Genomic DNA, 15,497 nt, shown 5'->3' with positions numbered 1-15,497 from the left:
GGATCCGGACTTGGCTACGCGACTGAAGATCGGCACACGCAAGAGCGCCATGGCGCTGGCACAGACGGAAGAGATTGCGCGCCGCCTGACCGCCGCCGTGCCCGGTCTCGACGTCGAGATCGTCAAGTTCGATACCACGGGCGATCTCGACCAGACCAGCAAGCTGCTGCCGCATGGCGGCAAAGGCGGCGCCTTCGTGGCGCAGATCCGCGCCGCGGTGCTGTCGGGTGAGCTCCAGGCGGCGATGCATTCGTTAAAGGACATGCCTGGTAACGAGGACACGCCCGGCCTCGTCATCGGTGCCACGCTGTCGCGCGATCCGCCCAGTGATGCGCTGGTGCTGCGCGAGGGTGTGACGCTGGAGGCGCTGCGGCAGTCCCGCGGCAAGGGTTTCAAGATCGGCACCAACGCGGTGCGCCGTGCAGCCTATGCGCGGCGGCTGTTCCCTGATGTCGAGGTGATTCACTTCCGCGGCGCCGCCGACTCGCGTGTGCGCAAGCTCGACAATGGCGAGAAACAGCGCCTGCCGGATGGCGGCGCTGTGGGGCCTGCGGATGCGCTGATCATGGCGCGCTCGGGCCTCGATCGCGTCGGCCTGTCCCATCGCATCGCCTACGAATTCACAGCAGTGGAGATGTTGCCCGCGGCAGGGCAGGGCATCGTCGCGGTCGAATGCGCCGCGCAGGATTGGCAGACGCGACAGATCCTGTCGTCGATCGACGACGCCGCTGCGCACGCCTCCGCCGACGCCGAGCGCGAGGTGCTGTGGGTGCTCAACGGCCACTGCAATTCACCGGTGGCGGGCTTCTCGACCATCACGGGCGATCGGATGTCGCTCACCGCCTCGGTGCTCGATCTCTCCGGCAACACCATCATCGAAGCCTCGCATACGGGGCCGGCCAACCGTCCGCGCGAGCTCGGCCGCGCGGTGGGATTGGACCTGCTGACGAAGGGTGCGGCGGAGATCATCGAGCGCAGCCGGCCGCGGTAAGCATGCCGAAATCACGATCTCTGATGACGTCATTTTGCACCTGCACGGGCGAGTCATGCCCGCCTAATATTTTCAACGACTTGCCTACTGTGCATGGGGTTGTTTTTTGCACTTTTTGCAAGACCCGATCACAACGGCTCGTCATCCCCGGGCTTGCCCCGGGCATCCACGTTCTTCGCGTCGCATGGCAAGGCGTGCATGGCCGGGACAAGCCCGGCCATGACGACGTGGATAGACGGCCCTCACCCCCGCACGCGCCGGATCATCTGCTCGACATGGGCGATCGGCGTCTCCGGCTGGATGCCGTGGCCGAGGTTGAAGATCAGCCGCCCGGCAGCAAAATTGGCCAGCACGTTGTCGACCGCGCCATCGAGCGCGGCGCCGCCCGTGATCAGCACCAGTGGATCGAGGTTGCCCTGCACCGCGACCTTGCTCTGCACCCGCTCGCGGATGAAGGCGGGCTCCGCGGTCCAGTCGATGCTGACGGCATTGACGCCGGTCGCTTCGACATAGCCGGGCAGTTGCGCGCCCGCACCGCGCGGGAAGCCGATGATCTTCGCGTCCGGCACTTTGGCCCTTACGCCCTCCACGATGCGCCGTGTCGGCTCGACCGACCAGCGCGCGAACTCGGTGGGCGGCAGCACGCCGGCCCAGGTGTCGAAGATCTGCAACGCGTCGGCCCCGGCGTCGAGCTGTGCCAGCAGATACTGAATAGAGTTCTCGACCAGGACGTCGATGATCTGCGAAAAAGCTTCCGGATGCCGGTACGCCATCATCCGGGCCGGCGCCTGGTCCGGCGTGCCGTGGCCTGCGACCATGTAGGTCGCCACCGTCCACGGTGCGCCGCAGAAGCCGATCAGCGCGGTCCTGGGATCGAGCGCGCCGCGCACGATCTTCAACGCGTCGAACACCGGCTCGAGCTTGCCGAAATCTGCGTGCGGCGCCAGCGTCGCCACCTTGGCCGGATCGTCCAGCGGCTCGAGCCGCGGGCCCTCGCCGACCTCGAACCGCACCGAACGTCCGAGCGCATAGGGGATCACCAGGATGTCGGAAAAGATGATCGCCGCATCGAAACCGAACCTCCGGATCGGCTGCAGCGTCACCTCGGCGGCAAGCTCCGGGTTGAAACAGAGATCGAGGAAGCCGCCCGCCTTGGCGCGCACCTCGCGATATTCCGGCAGGTAGCGCCCGGCCTGGCGCATCATCCACATGGGCGGGACGGTCTGGCGCTGGCCGGAGAGGACGTCGATGAAGGGTTTCGTCGAAGACTGGGGCACGAATGGTCCTGAAGCAGGTTGTGCTTCCTGATACACCGCCGCGGCCCGCAGCGGAACAGGGGAACCTGGATGATCGGGCCGCGTTGACCAGCCAATGGAGGAGATCATGGCTGAGACATTCAATCCCGCGCCGCACGACAAGCACGCCGAGGACCTGCGCGAGGCGCTCGCTGCCGATCGGCAGTCCAAGCTCGACGACGGGCTGAGGGACACGTTCCCAGCGTCCGATCCCGTGAGCGTGGCGCAGCCGACGCCCTCGAAGGCCGACGCCGATGCCGAGCATCCTTCGCTCTGGGCCAAGGTCAAGGCCATCTTCAGCTAGCGGCGGCGGGCGCCGGATTCCGATCGGCTCGCTAATATCTTGTTAGCGATGCACCGATCGCCGCGTCCGTAAGACTACTGGAAAGGGCGGAAACCGCCGCGTAGTCCGGTAGCGATTTCAGAATTAAATAACAGAAGCGGCAGAGGTTTCCGAACGATCGGAGAACCCTGCCACATGAGCGCTACCCAACGAGCCGGATGGAGCCGCCTGCCGCTGCGCGCGGCGGCCTTCGTGGCGCTGACCTGCGCGACGATCCTCGGCGTCAGCGGTTGGCGTGAATGGACGGCACGCGATGCGGTGCTCAAGGCCGCCGAGATGGAGATGGCGAACGTGGCCCGTTCGCTGACCCAGCATGCCGAAGACAGCCTCGATCTCCTGGATTCCGGTGTCGTCGGCGTGGTCAGCCGGTTGGAGATGGACGGCACCGCACCGGTCACGATCGCGAAGCTGCGCACCTTGCTGGATGTGCGCAAGAAGGCGATCGCGCGCATTCACAGCCTCGCCATCATCGACGATCAGGGCAACTGGCTGACCTCACCCGGTACGATCGGCACGACCTTCAGCGACGATGCCTTCTTCCGACATCACCAGCTCTCGCCGAAGCGCGAGGCCCATGTCGGCCGTCCCGTGAAGAGCCTGCTGGACGGCGAATGGGTCGTCACCCTGTCACGCCGCTTCAGCAAGCAGGACGGCAGCTTCGGCGGAGTGGTGCTCGCGACCATCAGCTCGAACTATCTGTCGCACTTCTACAAGCAGTTCGAGATCGGCCGCAACAGCTCCGTGTCACTGGCGCATGGCGACGGACTGATCGTCGCGCGCAATCCCAGCAACGAGACATTCGTCGGGCGCAGCGTCGCCGACAAGCCGTTGTTCCGCGAGCCGAGCCTGCAACGGCCGAGCGGCGCCCATCATTTCACCTCGTCGCTGGACGGTGTCGAACGCGTCAGCTTCTTCAATCGCAGCGGTCGGTTCCCGCTCCTCCTGCTCGCCACCGTCGACAAGGACGAGCTGCTCGCGCCGTGGCGCGCGGCGGCGATCTCCCGCATGCTCTACGTGTTCGCGCTGGTGATGCTGATCGCAGTCATCGGCGGCGTGCTGGTGCGGCAGTTGCAGCGCGGCCAGCGCATGGCTGTCGCGCTGACCGAGACGGAGGCGCATTTCCGCCTGCTCGCCGAAGGCTCCAGCGACATGGTGACGCGGATCGGCCTCGATGAGCGACTGCGTTATGTCTCGCCCTCGTCGGTCCGCATCGTCGGCTGGCGTCCCAATCAACTGGTCGGTTCGCCGGCCCTCGCGGGTATCAATCCGGAGGACCTGCCGGAAGTCCAGGCGATCGTCGACGCGATGAAGCGCGGTGAGAAGGAGGAGGCGCGTCTCACCTACCGCAACTCGCATCGGCAGAACGGCGAGATCTGGCTCGAATCGACCATGCGGGTGACGCGCAAGGACAATGGCCAGGTCGATGGCGTGGTCGCGATCTCCCGCGACATCACCGAGCACAAGAGGCTGGAAACCAGGCTCGAGACGCTGGCAATCGAGGACAGCCTCACCGGCCTTGCCAATCGCCGCCGCTTCGACGAGCGCCTGAAGGAGGAATGGGCGCGTGCCTATCGCGACCGCTCAAGCCTTGCTTTGCTGATGATCGATGTCGACCACTTCAAGGCCTACAACGACGAATATGGCCATCCCGCGGGCGATGCCTGCCTGCGCCTGATCGCCAAGATCATCGCGGCCGAAGCGCAGCGCGCCGGCGATCTGGCGGCGCGTTACGGCGGTGAGGAATTCGCCATGCTGCTGCCGAACATCGATGCCGCCGGCTGCGCCCGGATCGGCGAACGGATCCGCAACGCCATTCACGAGGCCGGCCTCGCGCATGGCAGCAATGAGGCGGCTGGATGCGTCACCGCTTCGCTTGGCGGCGCAGCCTGCCGGCCGGCGTTCGAACGAACCGCGGGGGTCGCTGCGCTGGTCGAAGCTGCCGACCGGGCGCTCTATGCCGCCAAGGCCGCAGGCCGCAACCGCCTGGCAATGTCCGGCCAGGTCATGGATCTGCTGCCCAAGGCGTCCGGCCAGTAACACCGTTCAATAGTGCGGCGGAGGCTCGTTGACAGGCCCTGGCGCATTTGCCTCGGCGTCCTGCAGCCGAGCATTGAGCTCGGTGATCTGCCGCGTCAGCCTGTCGATCTGCTTCCATTGCGCGGTGATGGTCTGGTTCAACGTCTCGATCGTATCGTCCTGATAGGCGAGGCGCGTCTCCAGCGTGTCGATGCGCTCGCTCAGCGTCTTGATCTCATTCGTCACGCGTTACGTCCTTGTTTCGCTCGCGCAAGCCGTGGCCGAGCGCCATGCGCTCGTCGAACACGAAGCATTCGCCGCGCCAGCGGCTCTCCGCCTCCGGCACCTCTTCCAGATATCTCAGGATGCCGCCCTTGAGGTGATAGACCTCGCCAAAGCCGCGCGCGAGCAGATGCGCGCCCGCCTTCTCGCAGCGGATGCCGCCGGTGCAGAACATCGCGATCCTGCGGTGCCGTGCCGGATCGAGCTGCTCGGCGGCAAAGTCCTTGAACTGGCCGAAGCTCTTGATGCCGGGATCGAGCGCGCCCTCGAACGTGCCCATCGCGACCTCGAAGGCGTTGCGGGTGTCGAGCACGAGGGTATCGGGTGCTGCGATCAGCGCGTTCCATTCGTGCGGATCGACATAGGTGCCGACCTGACGCGTCGGATCGGCGGCCGCATCGCCCAGGGTGACGATTTCCTTCTTCAGCCGCACCTTCAGCCGTCCGAACGGCATCGCCTCCGCAGCGGAGAATTTCAATTCGAGATTGTCGAGCCTGCCGCAGAACATGTCGCCGCGTGCGAGCTCGTGAGCGAAGGCGTCGATCGCCTCCGGTGCGCCGGCGACCGTGCCGTTGATGCCCTCCTGCGCCAGCAACACGCTGCCCTTCAGCCCAAGGCCGGCGCAGCAGGCGCGCAGCGGCTCGCGCAGCTCGCGGTAATCCGGGAGGGCGACGAATTGATAGAAGGCGCAGACCTTGTAAGGCGTATTGCTGGACGTCATGGCCGCTCGTTTAGCAGGCGGCCCGCGCCCGGAAAACCCGCATCGCAAGAGCCTGCAAAAGGTCCATACGCCCAGCGGATAGCAGCCATTTTCCTGGTATGCCAGCATTGCCCCGCGGGGCGGGAATGTGCCATGTAGACGCGGTTTTCGAGATGGCGCGCCAACCGCGCCGACGGCCAAGAGAGCAAGACATTCGATGAGAAACTTCCATTTCCCCGGCAGGTCCACGGTCCACGCCACCAACGCGATGGTGGCGACCTCGCATCCGCAGGCCTCGCTCGCCGCGATCGAGGTGCTGCGCGAGGGCGGCACCGCGGTGGACGCGGCGGTTGCCGGCTCGGCCCTGCTCGGCGTGATCGAGCCGCAATCGACCGGCATCGGCGGTGATTGCTTTGCGCTGATCCAGCCGCGGGGCGAGGGCAAGATCGTCGCCTATAACGGCTCCGGCCGCGCGCCAAAGGCGGCGAATGCCGACTGGTATCTCGAACGCAAGATCAATTCCGTGCCGCTCACCTCGGCGCATGCGGTCTCGATCCCTGGCGTGATCGATGCCTTCGCGACCGTGCTGCGCGATCACGGCAAGTTCGGCTTCGACCGGCTGCTCCAGCCCGCGATCAAGGCGGCCGAGGAGGGCTACGTCGTCGCGCCCCGCATTGCCTTCGATTGGAAGAACCAGTTCGAGAAGCTGAAGAACGGTACCAACACCGTGCGCTATTTGTTGCCGGGCGGCCAGCCGCCGGTCGCCGGCGACGTCATTCGCCAGGCCGAGCTCGGCAAGACGCTGCGCGCGATCGCCAGGGACGGCCGCGACGCGTTCTACAAGGGCGAGATCGCGGAGGACATGGTCGAGACCCTCAGGGGCATCGGGGGCCTGCACACGCTCGACGATTTCGCCGCGCACATGACCGAAGTGACCACGCCGATCGGCACCATGTACAAGGGCTATGACGTCTGGCAGTGCCCGCCGAACGGCCCGGGCGTCACCGCGCTGTTGATGCTCAACATCCTGTCGCGGTTCGATCTGACCAAGTACGCGCCCGTGAGCGTCGAGCGCTTCCATCTCGAAGCGGAAGCGGCGCGCATCGCCTACATGAACCGCGAGATGCATGTCGCCTCTCCCGAGCACATGAAGATCAACGTCGCCGAGATGCTCGAGAAGGGCTTTGCCGACGAGTACATCAGCAAGATCCGCCTGGACGGCATGCTCGACCTGCCGAACGTCGCGCCGCCGATGAATCCCTCGACCATCTACATCACGGTCGTGGACAAGGACCGCAACGTCTGCTCGTTCATCAACTCGGTTGCGCATTCCTTCGGCTCGGCGATTGTCTCGAACAAGACCGGTGTCCTGTTCCAGAATCGCGCCGGCGGCTTCCGAATCCAGCCGGGCCATCCCAATTGCATCGAAGGCGGCAAGCGCCCGCTGCACACGATCATGCCGGGCCTGCTCACCAAGGGCGGCCGTTCCACGATGTCGTTCGCGGTCATGGGCGGCCAGTACCAGCCGACGGGCCAGACTCATCTCCTGACCAACATCCTCGACTACGGCTGCGACGTGCAGGAAGCGATCGACATGCCGCGCGGCCTGCACTACGAGGGACAGTATCAGCTCGAGGACAGCGTGCCGGCGGCCGTCGTCGAGGGCCTGAAGAAGCTCGGCCACAAGACCACCAGCGTGGTCGGCCCGCTCGGCGGCGCCCAGGCGATCTGGATCGATTGGGACAAGGGCACGCTCACCGGCGGCTCCGATCCGCGCAAGGACGGCTGCGCGCTGGGTTATTGATCGCCGGCGCAGTTCCCCACGCGAGATCAGGAAAAGTTGACGAAGGGCGGCGCGGCATTTGCTGCGCCGCCCTTCTCTCATCCGGAACTGCGCCCATTGCTCCAGGTTAAGGGGGCGATGAGCGGTGCAGGCGTGCGCTGCTTTGCAGATCAGCGGCGGAGGCCTGCCATGCCCGACAAACCAGGTTCCAGACCATCCGGATTCGACCGGCGCGCCTTCATGACCGGCGCGGCGGGCAGCGCGCTGATCCCGATCACGGCGCGCGCGGCGTCGGAGGATGCCCGGGCGCCGGCCGCGCAGGATCCGTCGCTTCCCGTCGAGGTCACGCTGCGCGTCAACGGCAAGGACAAGCGCCTGAGCATCGATGCGCGCACCACGGTGCTCGATGCCTTAAGCGAACATCTCAAGCTCACCGGCAGCAAGAAGGGCTGCGACCACGGCCAGTGCGGCGCCTGCACGGTGCTGATCGACGATCGCCGCGTGGTGTCGTGCCTGACGCTGGCCCTCGCCGCCGAAGGGCAGGAGATCACGACCATCGAGGGCCTCGCCACCGACGACCGCCTGCATCCGATGCAGCAGGCCTTCATCGACAACGATGCGTTCCAGTGCGGCTATTGCACGCCCGGTCAGATCATGTCGGCGATCGCGTGCGTGAAGGAGGGCCATGCCGGCAGCGAGGCCGACATCCGCGAATACATGAGCGGCAACATCTGCCGCTGTGCCGCCTATCCCAATATCGTCGCTGCCGTGAAGCAGGCCGCGCCCGAGATCATGAAAGGCTAGGCGCATGCGACCGTTTTCGTATCAAAGGGCATACCCCGTGCAGGCGCTCGGCGTCGCCGCAGCTGCAAACAATCCGCTGACGAAGGCGGCGGCGCAGCCGCTTGCCGGCGGCACCACCCTGATCGATCTGATGAAGCTCGACGTGATGAGACCCACCGCGATCGTCGACATCAATCCGCTGGCCCCCGCCTGGTCGGCGATCGCGCCAGGCGGCGACGGCTTGCGCCTCGGCGCGCTCGCCAAGATGTCCGACGTCGCCGCGCACGCCGAGATCCAGCGCAGCTATCCCGTGATCGCGGATTCGCTGAAGCTCGCCGCGAGCGCCCAGCTGCGCAACATGGCAACGCTCGGCGGCAACGTGATGCAGCGGACGCGCTGCAACTACTTCCGCGATGTCTCCTATGAGAACTGCAACAAGCGCAATCCAGGCTCCGGCTGTGCCGCAATGGACGGCGTCAATCGCATTCATGCGGTGCTCGGGACCTCCGATCAGTGCATCGCGACGTATCCTGGCGATTTCGCGCAGGCGCTGATCGCGCTCGATGCCATGGTCGAGATCACCGGCAAGGCCGGTACGCGCAGCATGCCGTTCGCGCAGCTTCACAGGGCACCAGGCAGCACGCCCGACATCGAGACTGCGCTTCAGCCCGGCGAGCTGATCTCGGCGTTCTCGATCTCCGGCCGCTGGCCACGCTCCGTGTATCTGAAGGCCCGCGACCGGCAATCCTACGAATTCGCGCTGTCGTCAGCCGCGATCGCGCTCAACGTCCAAGACGGCACGATCCGCGACGCGCGCGTCGCGCTCGGTGGCGTCGCCACCGTACCGTGGCGGGCGCGTGAGGCCGAGGCGCTGTTGAAGGGACAGAGGTTCGACGAAGCTCTGGCACAGCGCGTCGCCGATGCAGCTTTCGCAGACGCCCGCGGGCGCCGGCACAACAGCTTCAAGATCGCGCTCGGCAAGCGTGTCGTGGCACGCGCGCTCCAGCAGGCCGTAACGATGGAGATCTGACCATGACCGCTGCAGCTCCCGGGCCGAGGACGAATATGGGGCAGCCCGTGCCTCGCTATGATGCGGCCGCCAAGGTGACGGGGCGGGCGACCTATGCCTCGGACATGCCGCTGGACAATCCGGCCTACGCATTCCTGGTCACCAGCGCCATCGCCAAGGGCCGGATCGACCGCTTCGACCTCGACGATGCCAAGCGCGTCCGGGGCGTGATCGACATCGTCACGCACGAGAACGCCCCGAAGCTGAAGGAGTCGAAACTGTACAGCAATGGCGGCTATGCCGGCACCACGATCCAGCCGTTGAAATCGGCCGAGATCGCCCATGACGGCCAGATCATCGCCGTGGTGGTGGCGGAGAGTTACGAGGCCGCGCGCGAAGCGGCCAACCGCGTCAAGGTCAGCTATAGCGCTGCTGCGCCCACCGCGACTTTCGATTCGCCGGGGACGACGACGGCCGCCGCGAAAGGACAAAACTCGCAGTTCAAGGAAGACCCGAAGGTCGGGGATTTCGCCAAGGCGTTCGACGCGGCCGAGGTCAAGCTGACCGCCTCCTACGAGACGCCGACGCAGCATCACAATCCGCTGGAGCTGTTCACGACCAGCTGCACCTGGATGGGCGACAATCTCGTCATCTACGAGGGCAGCCAGTATGTCCATGGCCTGAAGCACGGCGTGGCCGAGCAGCTCGGCATCGACGCCGACAAGGTGCGCGTGGTCAATCCCTATGTCGGCGGCGGATTCGGCTCGCGAGGTTCGATGACGCCGCGCACCGCCATCATCGCCGCCATGGCCAGGCGCCTGAACCGTCCGATTAAGCTGGTCCCGACCCGCGACCAGGGCTTCACCATTACCACTCATCGCGCCGAGACCCGTCACGAGATCAAACTTGGTGCGAGCCGCGACGGCAGGCTGGTCGCCTTGAGGCATGAGGGGGCCGAAGTCTCCTCGCGCCCCGACGCCTATTGCGTCGGCGGCACCAAGACCACGACCCGCCTCTATGCCTGCCCGAACGTGGATAGTCTGGTCTCGATCGTGCGTGCCGATCGCAACACGCCGGGCTTCATGCGCTCGCCCCCCGAGGTGCCGTACCTGTTCGCGCTGGAGAGCGCGCTGGACGAGCTCGCTGTGAACCTGAACATGGATCCAGTCGAGCTTCGCCGCATCAACGACGCCGCCAGGGATCCCATCGATGGCAAGCCCTACACGTCGCGATCGCTCATGGCGTGCTTCGACGAAGCCGCCAAGGCGTTCGGCTGGTCGCAGCGCTCGCCACAGCCGAAATCGATGTCGGATGGCGACTGGTTGATCGGCTACGGCTGCGCCGCCACGTGCTATCCGACGCTGGCGGGACCGTCCGCCGCGCGCGTGCGCCTGCAGCGCGACGGCCGCACGCGCGTCGAGATCGCCGGCCATGAGATCGGGACCGGCGCCTACACCGTCATCGCCCAGACGGCTGCCGAGCGGCTCGGCGTGCCCCTTGAGAAGGTGGCGGTCTTCATGGGCGATAGCGACCTGCCGCCCGCGCCGGTTGCCGGCGGCTCCAATTCCACTGCCAGCACCTGCTCGGCCGTGATGATGGTGTGCGACCAGATCCGACAGCGCCTGTTCAAGGCGCTGATGCCCAGCGACAGCCTTGCCGACAAGGCCAAGGAGACCGTCGGCATCAGCCCGGCTCCCTCGACCCAGGCCGCCAAGGGCGATCGCTCGCTCGACATCGAGAAGGCGTTCGATGCGCTCGGCGTCGGCGTGGTCGAAGAATATGGCGAGTGGAAGCCGGAGGGCGCGCCGCTGGACTCCTTCAGGGCCATGCACAGCGGGCAGGTCCGGCTGGTCGGCGGCCATCAAATGAAGGACCAGATCGCCTATGCGTTCGGCGCCGAGTTTGTCGAGGTCCGCATCAACCGCTTCACGCACGAGATTCGCTGCCCCCGTCTGGTCGGCGCGTTCGCGGGAGGCAGGATCATGAATCCGCGCACCGCGCGCAGTCAGCTCATGGGTGGCCTGATCTGGGGCATGTCCTCGGCGCTGCTCGAGGCCACCGAGATCGACGAGCGCAATGCGCGCTACGTCAACGACAATCTTGCCGATTACCTCGTGCCCGTGAATGCCGATGTGCCCGGTGTCGAGGTCATTCTGCTCTCCGAGGAGGATGATCGCATCAACCCCGTCGGCGTGAAAGGCCTCGGCGAGCTTGGCAATGTCGGCACCAATGCTGCGATCTGCAATGCGATCTACCATGCCACGGGACAGCGTATCCGCAAGCTGCCGGTCCGGCTCGAAGATATCGAGCTCTAAAGGGGGTGGAAACGGCGACCGCCTTGGGTTAGACACCTCCCGCCTCAAACGGAAGGTGTTTTATGCAGCGTTTCCAGCGCGCGCTCCTCGCCCTGATGTCGGCACTCGCGATCACCGTGATCGCCAGCGTGTCGCATTTCGTTTCCACCACGGCCTCGGCCCAGACCGCAGGAAAGACCATGACCACAGCTTCAGGCTTGCAGATCATCGACTCCACCGTCGGCACCGGCGCCTCGCCGCAGCCCGGCCAGATCTGCGTGATGCACTACACCGGCTGGCTCTATGAGAACGGTCAGAAGGGCAAGAAATTCGACAGCTCCGTCGATCGCAAGGAGCCGTTCGAATTCCCGATCGGCAAGGGCCGCGTCATCGCCGGCTGGGACGAAGGCGTTGCCTCGATGAAGGTCGGCGGCAAGCGCACGCTGATCATCCCGCCGCAGCTAGGCTACGGCGCCCGCGGTGCCGGCGGCGTGATACCGCCGAATGCGACGCTGATGTTCGACGTGGAATTGCTCGCGGTGAAATAACTGACGTCGTCACGCCCGGGCTCGTCCCGGGCATCCACGATCTTCGTGCCGCGCGGTCAAGACGTGGATGGCCGGGTCAAGCCCGGCCATGACGGATGAAATCGATACAAGCAAAAGACCGGCCTTAGGGCCGGTCTTTTCACTTTCAATCTTACGCGCGTCACTCCGCCGCGCGGCGAGCCGCAGCGGCGGCGCGATCCATCGCGTCCTTCGCGGCGTCCTTGGCATCGCCCATGGCCTGCTGGCCCTTGCCCTTCACTTCCTGCACCACGCCCTCGCCTTTCATGCGATCGGATCCGGTGGCTTCACCGACGCCCTGCTTGGCCTTGCCGATCGCCTCGTTGGCGGTGCCCTTGATCTTGTCGGTCGTGCTGCCCATGAAAATCTCCTTTCGATTTGCTTGGAATGACAACGCCTGATGGCTACGAGGGTTCCGATTTTGGCATGGCTTGCGGCTGCGGCTTTGGGTTAGTTTGCCGCGCACGGAACCAACAGAAAGCAAGTCCCATGACCGGCCCTGACCATTCGCATTCCCACCATGACCATGGTCATCATCATGATGACCGCTGGAAACATGACGGCGTGCGGGTCATTCCCGGCAATCAGCTCGATACCAACGTGCCGTCGACAGCGGGCATGGACCGTGCGGCCGCGATCAATTTCGCCCGCGTCGGCGCCCAGAAATTGTGGGCGGGCACCGTCAGCATCAAGCCGGACGCCAAGACCGGCGCGCATCACCACGGCCATCTCGAAAGCGTCATCTATGTCGTGAAGGGCAAGGCGCGCATGCGCTGGGGCGAGCGCCTGCAATTCACCGCGGAAGCCGGCCCCGGCGACTTCATTTTTGTCCCGCCCTACGTGCCGCACCAGGAGATCAACGCCAGCCCCGACGAGGTGCTGGAATGCGTGCTGGTGCGCAGCGACGGCGAGGCGGTGGCCATCAACCTCGACATTGAGCCGGTCGAGAAGCCCGAGACGGTGCTGTGGATCGACCCGGTGCACCGGGATCCCAACGAGAAGAAGTAAGTCCCCTTCAGGGGCGCGGAGAGCGGCGCGACAGGGCCCCGCAGCCGGGGTCCGAAAAATTTGTCGGAAGTCATGTCGGATGGCGGCCTGGCCATCCGTCCTTGGCCAGAACCCCGCCAAGGAGCGTCCGATGCCCAAGATGATCTTCGTCAACCTGCCGGTGACCGACCTCAAGCGCGCGACCGCCTTCTATGAGGCGGTCGGCGCGGTCAAGAACCCGCAATTCAGCGACGAGACCGCGAGCTGCATGGTCTTTTCCGAGACCATTTTCGCCATGCTGCTGACCCACGACAAATTCCGCCAGTTCACGCCGAAGCCGATCGCGGACGCCAGGACCTCGAACCAAGCGTTGTTCTGCCTGTCCGCGGACAGCCGCAGCGAGGTCGATGACATCGTTGGCAGGGCGGAGGCTGCAGGAGGCGTTGCCGATCCCAGCCCGAAGGACGAATACGGCTTCATGTACGGCCGCAGCTTCGAGGATCCGGACGGCCACATGTGGGGCGTGAACTGGATGGACCTTTCAGCCGCCCCTCTGCAGCCCGACCTGGCGAACGCCTGAGCCGAAACAGCAGACCTCAAGAGGAGCATTCACCATGTCCAAGCTCGTGCCCTGCATGTGGTTCAACGGCGATGCCGAGGACGCTGCAAAATTCTACGTCTCGCTGGTCCCGAATTCGGCGATCACACACGTTCAGCGCAACGTTTCGGACGGCTCCTCCGGCAAGGAAGGCTCCGTGCTCGTCGTCGAGTTCACCGTGGCCGGACAGAAGCTGGTCGCGCTCAATGGCGGCATGAAGATGGAATACACCCACGCCATTTCGCTGATGATTCATTGCGACGACCAGGCAGAGGTCGACAGTGTCTGGAACGCGTTCCTCGCCCATGGCGGCAAGGCGGAGCAGTGCGGCTGGCTGAGAGATCGCTGGGGCGTGGCCTGGCAGATCGTGCCAAAGGTGATGTTCGAGTTCCTGTCGAGCCCGGACAAGGCCGCAGCCGCGCGCGCGATGCAGGCGATGATGAAGATGGTCAAGCTTGACGTCGAGGTGTTGCGGCGGGCGTTCGAGGGCAAGTCGGCGGCGTGAGGGCGGGTCGCTCTCGCCACATACTCACTGTCATCGCCCGGCTTGACCGGGCGATCCAGTACTCCGAGACGGCAGTGATTAAACCGATGGGCCGCGGCGTACTGGATGCCCCGGTCAAGCCGGGGCATGACAGCGGAATGTGAGGCGGGATTCTCGCCGCTAATAGTTGATCCGCAGCCCCACGCCGCCGTGGATCGTGTTGCCGACCGGCTGCGGGCCCAGCGTGCCGTTGGCGAAGAGGTCCACGATCCAGCCCTTCTGCACGCGGAAACCGAGGCGGCCGCCATATTCGAACCAGCCCTGGTTACCCATGGTCGGCACCACCGTGCCCTGGCCGGTCACTGTGGCGACGATGCCGCTGTGGCTGGCGAAGGACTGCACCCAGCCGCCATTGATGTTGGTCTCGATGCTGCTGCCGAACAGATGCGTCCACTGGCCGCCGATCTTGACGAGGCTGGTGCGGTCGGTGCCATCAGCGATGCTGGCGTCGAACGGATTGAACGCCACCGCGCTGTCGCGATAGCCGGAGACGCGTTGCCAGAGCTGCCAGACCTCGATCGAGGCCGCGACCTCGTCGCGCGGCGAGAGGCGGCTCATCCAGCCGGCGCGGCCGTAAACGGCGTAGTTGGACGCGTTGGTCGAGCTCGTCACGGTCACCGGCCCGAGGCTGGTGTCGTAGCTGCGCGTGTAGCGCGCCTTCTCCCATGGCGTCAGGATCGCGCCGACGTCGAAGAACGGGCGCGACGAGCCCCAGTCGGTGAAGTCGTAGCGCAGCGCGAAAGCGCCGATCGGTGCGCTCGTGATCTTGTAGCCGCCCTCGTTGTAATGCGTGTAGGCAATGCCGGCGAGCAGCGACAGATTGTTGGTCAGCTGCTTGCGGCCGTGGATGCCGGCCGAGAATGAGCCGGCCGAGCCGAACGCGCTGATGCAGTCGCCGCAATTGATCTGCTCGTTGACGCCGAGCAGCACGGTGCCGAGCACCCGGTTGGTGATCATCTGATTGAAGCGCTGATTGGCAAGGCCGCCGATCGAATTGCCGCTGGAATCCGCGCCCGTCGGTCCCGACGGCGACGGAGCCGGGCTCGGTGAAGGCGACGGATAGGGGCTGGGCGATGGGGAGGGGGTCGGCGTGGGCGAGGGATTCGGCGACGGGGAATAGGTCGGGGACGGATATGGCGACGGCGAATAGGTTGGGGACGGAGTGGGCTCTGGTTCACCGCACTCGGACCCGCACTCCGAGGCCTGTGCAGCCGCCGGGCGGGCATCGAACGTGACGAGCGCAAACGCCGCAGATGCGGCCAGCGCAGCGGCAAGGATGAGGCGCCGAACGGTGAATTTCGCCATC

16 protein-coding genes are annotated in these 15,497 nt (G+C 65.5%); 11 read left to right on the top strand and 5 right to left on the bottom strand.

Annotated elements, in window-relative coordinates; all coding sequences use genetic code 11:
• The first annotated feature begins 10 nt into the window (after positions 1-10).
• Positions 11-991, top strand: coding sequence for a hydroxymethylbilane synthase (gene hemC / locus I6F33_RS32630; RefSeq protein ID WP_225145249.1), 981 nt, complete (start codon positions 11-13; stop codon positions 989-991).
• A gap of 242 nt (positions 992-1,233) precedes the next feature.
• Here the strand turns inward: hemC and hemE are convergent, their stop codons facing one another.
• Complete coding sequence (gene hemE, locus I6F33_RS32625; protein WP_225145248.1) at positions 1,234-2,268, bottom strand: uroporphyrinogen decarboxylase; 1,035 nt, start codon at positions 2,266-2,268, stop codon at positions 1,234-1,236.
• Between the two features lie 106 nt (positions 2,269-2,374).
• Between hemE and I6F33_RS32620 the strand changes: the two genes are divergently transcribed.
• Both I6F33_RS32620 and I6F33_RS32615 read left to right on the top strand, forming a co-directional pair.
• Positions 2,375-2,590, top strand: coding sequence for a hypothetical protein (locus tag I6F33_RS32620; protein ID WP_036013926.1), 216 nt, complete (start codon positions 2,375-2,377; stop codon positions 2,588-2,590).
• Between the two features lie 174 nt (positions 2,591-2,764).
• Positions 2,765-4,666: a diguanylate cyclase gene (locus I6F33_RS32615; RefSeq protein ID WP_225145247.1), complete on the top strand. Its 1,902-nt coding sequence runs from the start codon at positions 2,765-2,767 to the stop codon at positions 4,664-4,666.
• Positions 4,667-4,672: 6 nt separating this feature from the next.
• On the opposite strand, the gene I6F33_RS32610 is transcribed toward I6F33_RS32615, so the two are convergent.
• Together I6F33_RS32610 and I6F33_RS32605 are read right to left on the bottom strand one after the other, a co-directional pair.
• On the bottom strand, positions 4,673-4,891 hold the full coding sequence (locus I6F33_RS32610; protein ID WP_036013906.1) for a SlyX family protein: 219 nt from the start codon (positions 4,889-4,891) through the stop codon (positions 4,673-4,675).
• Positions 4,881-5,648 (bottom strand): rhodanese-related sulfurtransferase, encoded by a 768-nt coding sequence (locus I6F33_RS32605; protein WP_225145246.1) that lies wholly within the window; start codon positions 5,646-5,648, stop codon positions 4,881-4,883. The genes I6F33_RS32610 and I6F33_RS32605 overlap by 11 nt, the downstream gene beginning before the upstream one ends.
• 196 nt (positions 5,649-5,844) lie before the next feature.
• Here I6F33_RS32605 and ggt point away from each other — a divergent pair, with 196 nt between their 5' ends.
• From ggt to I6F33_RS32580, 5 genes are all read left to right on the top strand, one after another.
• Positions 5,845-7,431 (top strand): gamma-glutamyltransferase, encoded by a 1,587-nt coding sequence (gene ggt / locus I6F33_RS32600; protein ID WP_225145245.1) that lies wholly within the window; start codon positions 5,845-5,847, stop codon positions 7,429-7,431.
• A gap of 168 nt (positions 7,432-7,599) precedes the next feature.
• On the top strand, positions 7,600-8,214 hold the full coding sequence (locus I6F33_RS32595) for a (2Fe-2S)-binding protein (protein WP_225145244.1): 615 nt from the start codon (positions 7,600-7,602) through the stop codon (positions 8,212-8,214).
• 4 nt (positions 8,215-8,218) lie between these two features.
• Positions 8,219-9,223 carry a xanthine dehydrogenase family protein subunit M gene (locus I6F33_RS32590; RefSeq protein ID WP_225145243.1) on the top strand — a complete coding sequence of 335 codons (1,005 nt, stop codon included), beginning with the start codon at positions 8,219-8,221 and terminating at the stop codon, positions 9,221-9,223.
• A 2-nt stretch (positions 9,224-9,225) separates the two neighbouring features.
• Positions 9,226-11,517 (top strand): xanthine dehydrogenase family protein molybdopterin-binding subunit, encoded by a 2,292-nt coding sequence (locus tag I6F33_RS32585; protein ID WP_225145242.1) that lies wholly within the window; start codon positions 9,226-9,228, stop codon positions 11,515-11,517.
• Between the two features lie 62 nt (positions 11,518-11,579).
• On the top strand, positions 11,580-12,044 hold the full coding sequence (locus I6F33_RS32580; RefSeq protein WP_036013901.1) for an FKBP-type peptidyl-prolyl cis-trans isomerase: 465 nt from the start codon (positions 11,580-11,582) through the stop codon (positions 12,042-12,044).
• 160 nt (positions 12,045-12,204) lie between these two features.
• On the opposite strand, the gene I6F33_RS32575 is transcribed toward I6F33_RS32580, so the two are convergent.
• A complete protein-coding gene (locus tag I6F33_RS32575; RefSeq protein WP_036013900.1) occupies positions 12,205-12,423 on the bottom strand; it encodes a CsbD family protein in 219 nt (72 codons plus the stop codon).
• A 128-nt stretch (positions 12,424-12,551) separates the two neighbouring features.
• Here I6F33_RS32575 and I6F33_RS32570 point away from each other — a divergent pair, with 128 nt between their 5' ends.
• The 3 genes from I6F33_RS32570 to I6F33_RS32560 all read left to right on the top strand — a co-directional run bounded on the left by I6F33_RS32570 (position 12,552) and on the right by I6F33_RS32560 (position 14,152).
• Positions 12,552-13,070 carry a cupin domain-containing protein gene (locus I6F33_RS32570; RefSeq protein WP_225145241.1) on the top strand — a complete coding sequence of 173 codons (519 nt, stop codon included), beginning with the start codon at positions 12,552-12,554 and terminating at the stop codon, positions 13,068-13,070.
• Positions 13,071-13,200: 130 nt separating this feature from the next.
• Positions 13,201-13,629 carry a VOC family protein gene (locus I6F33_RS32565; RefSeq protein WP_225112441.1) on the top strand — a complete coding sequence of 143 codons (429 nt, stop codon included), beginning with the start codon at positions 13,201-13,203 and terminating at the stop codon, positions 13,627-13,629.
• Between the two features lie 34 nt (positions 13,630-13,663).
• A complete protein-coding gene (locus I6F33_RS32560) occupies positions 13,664-14,152 on the top strand; it encodes a VOC family protein (protein WP_225145240.1) in 489 nt (162 codons plus the stop codon).
• Positions 14,153-14,311: 159 nt separating this feature from the next.
• Here I6F33_RS32560 and I6F33_RS32555 read toward each other — a convergent pair whose 3' ends face one another.
• On the bottom strand, positions 14,312-15,496 hold the full coding sequence (locus tag I6F33_RS32555) for a hypothetical protein (protein ID WP_225145239.1): 1,185 nt from the start codon (positions 15,494-15,496) through the stop codon (positions 14,312-14,314).
• Between the last annotated feature and the right edge of the window lies 1 nt (position 15,497).

The organism is Bradyrhizobium sp. BRP20 (assembly GCF_020194215.1).
Lineage (GTDB): Bacteria > Pseudomonadota > Alphaproteobacteria > Rhizobiales > Xanthobacteraceae > Bradyrhizobium > Bradyrhizobium yuanmingense.
The sequence above is the reverse complement of the archived record's forward strand: the minus strand, read 5'-3'. Positions and strand labels throughout refer to the sequence as shown.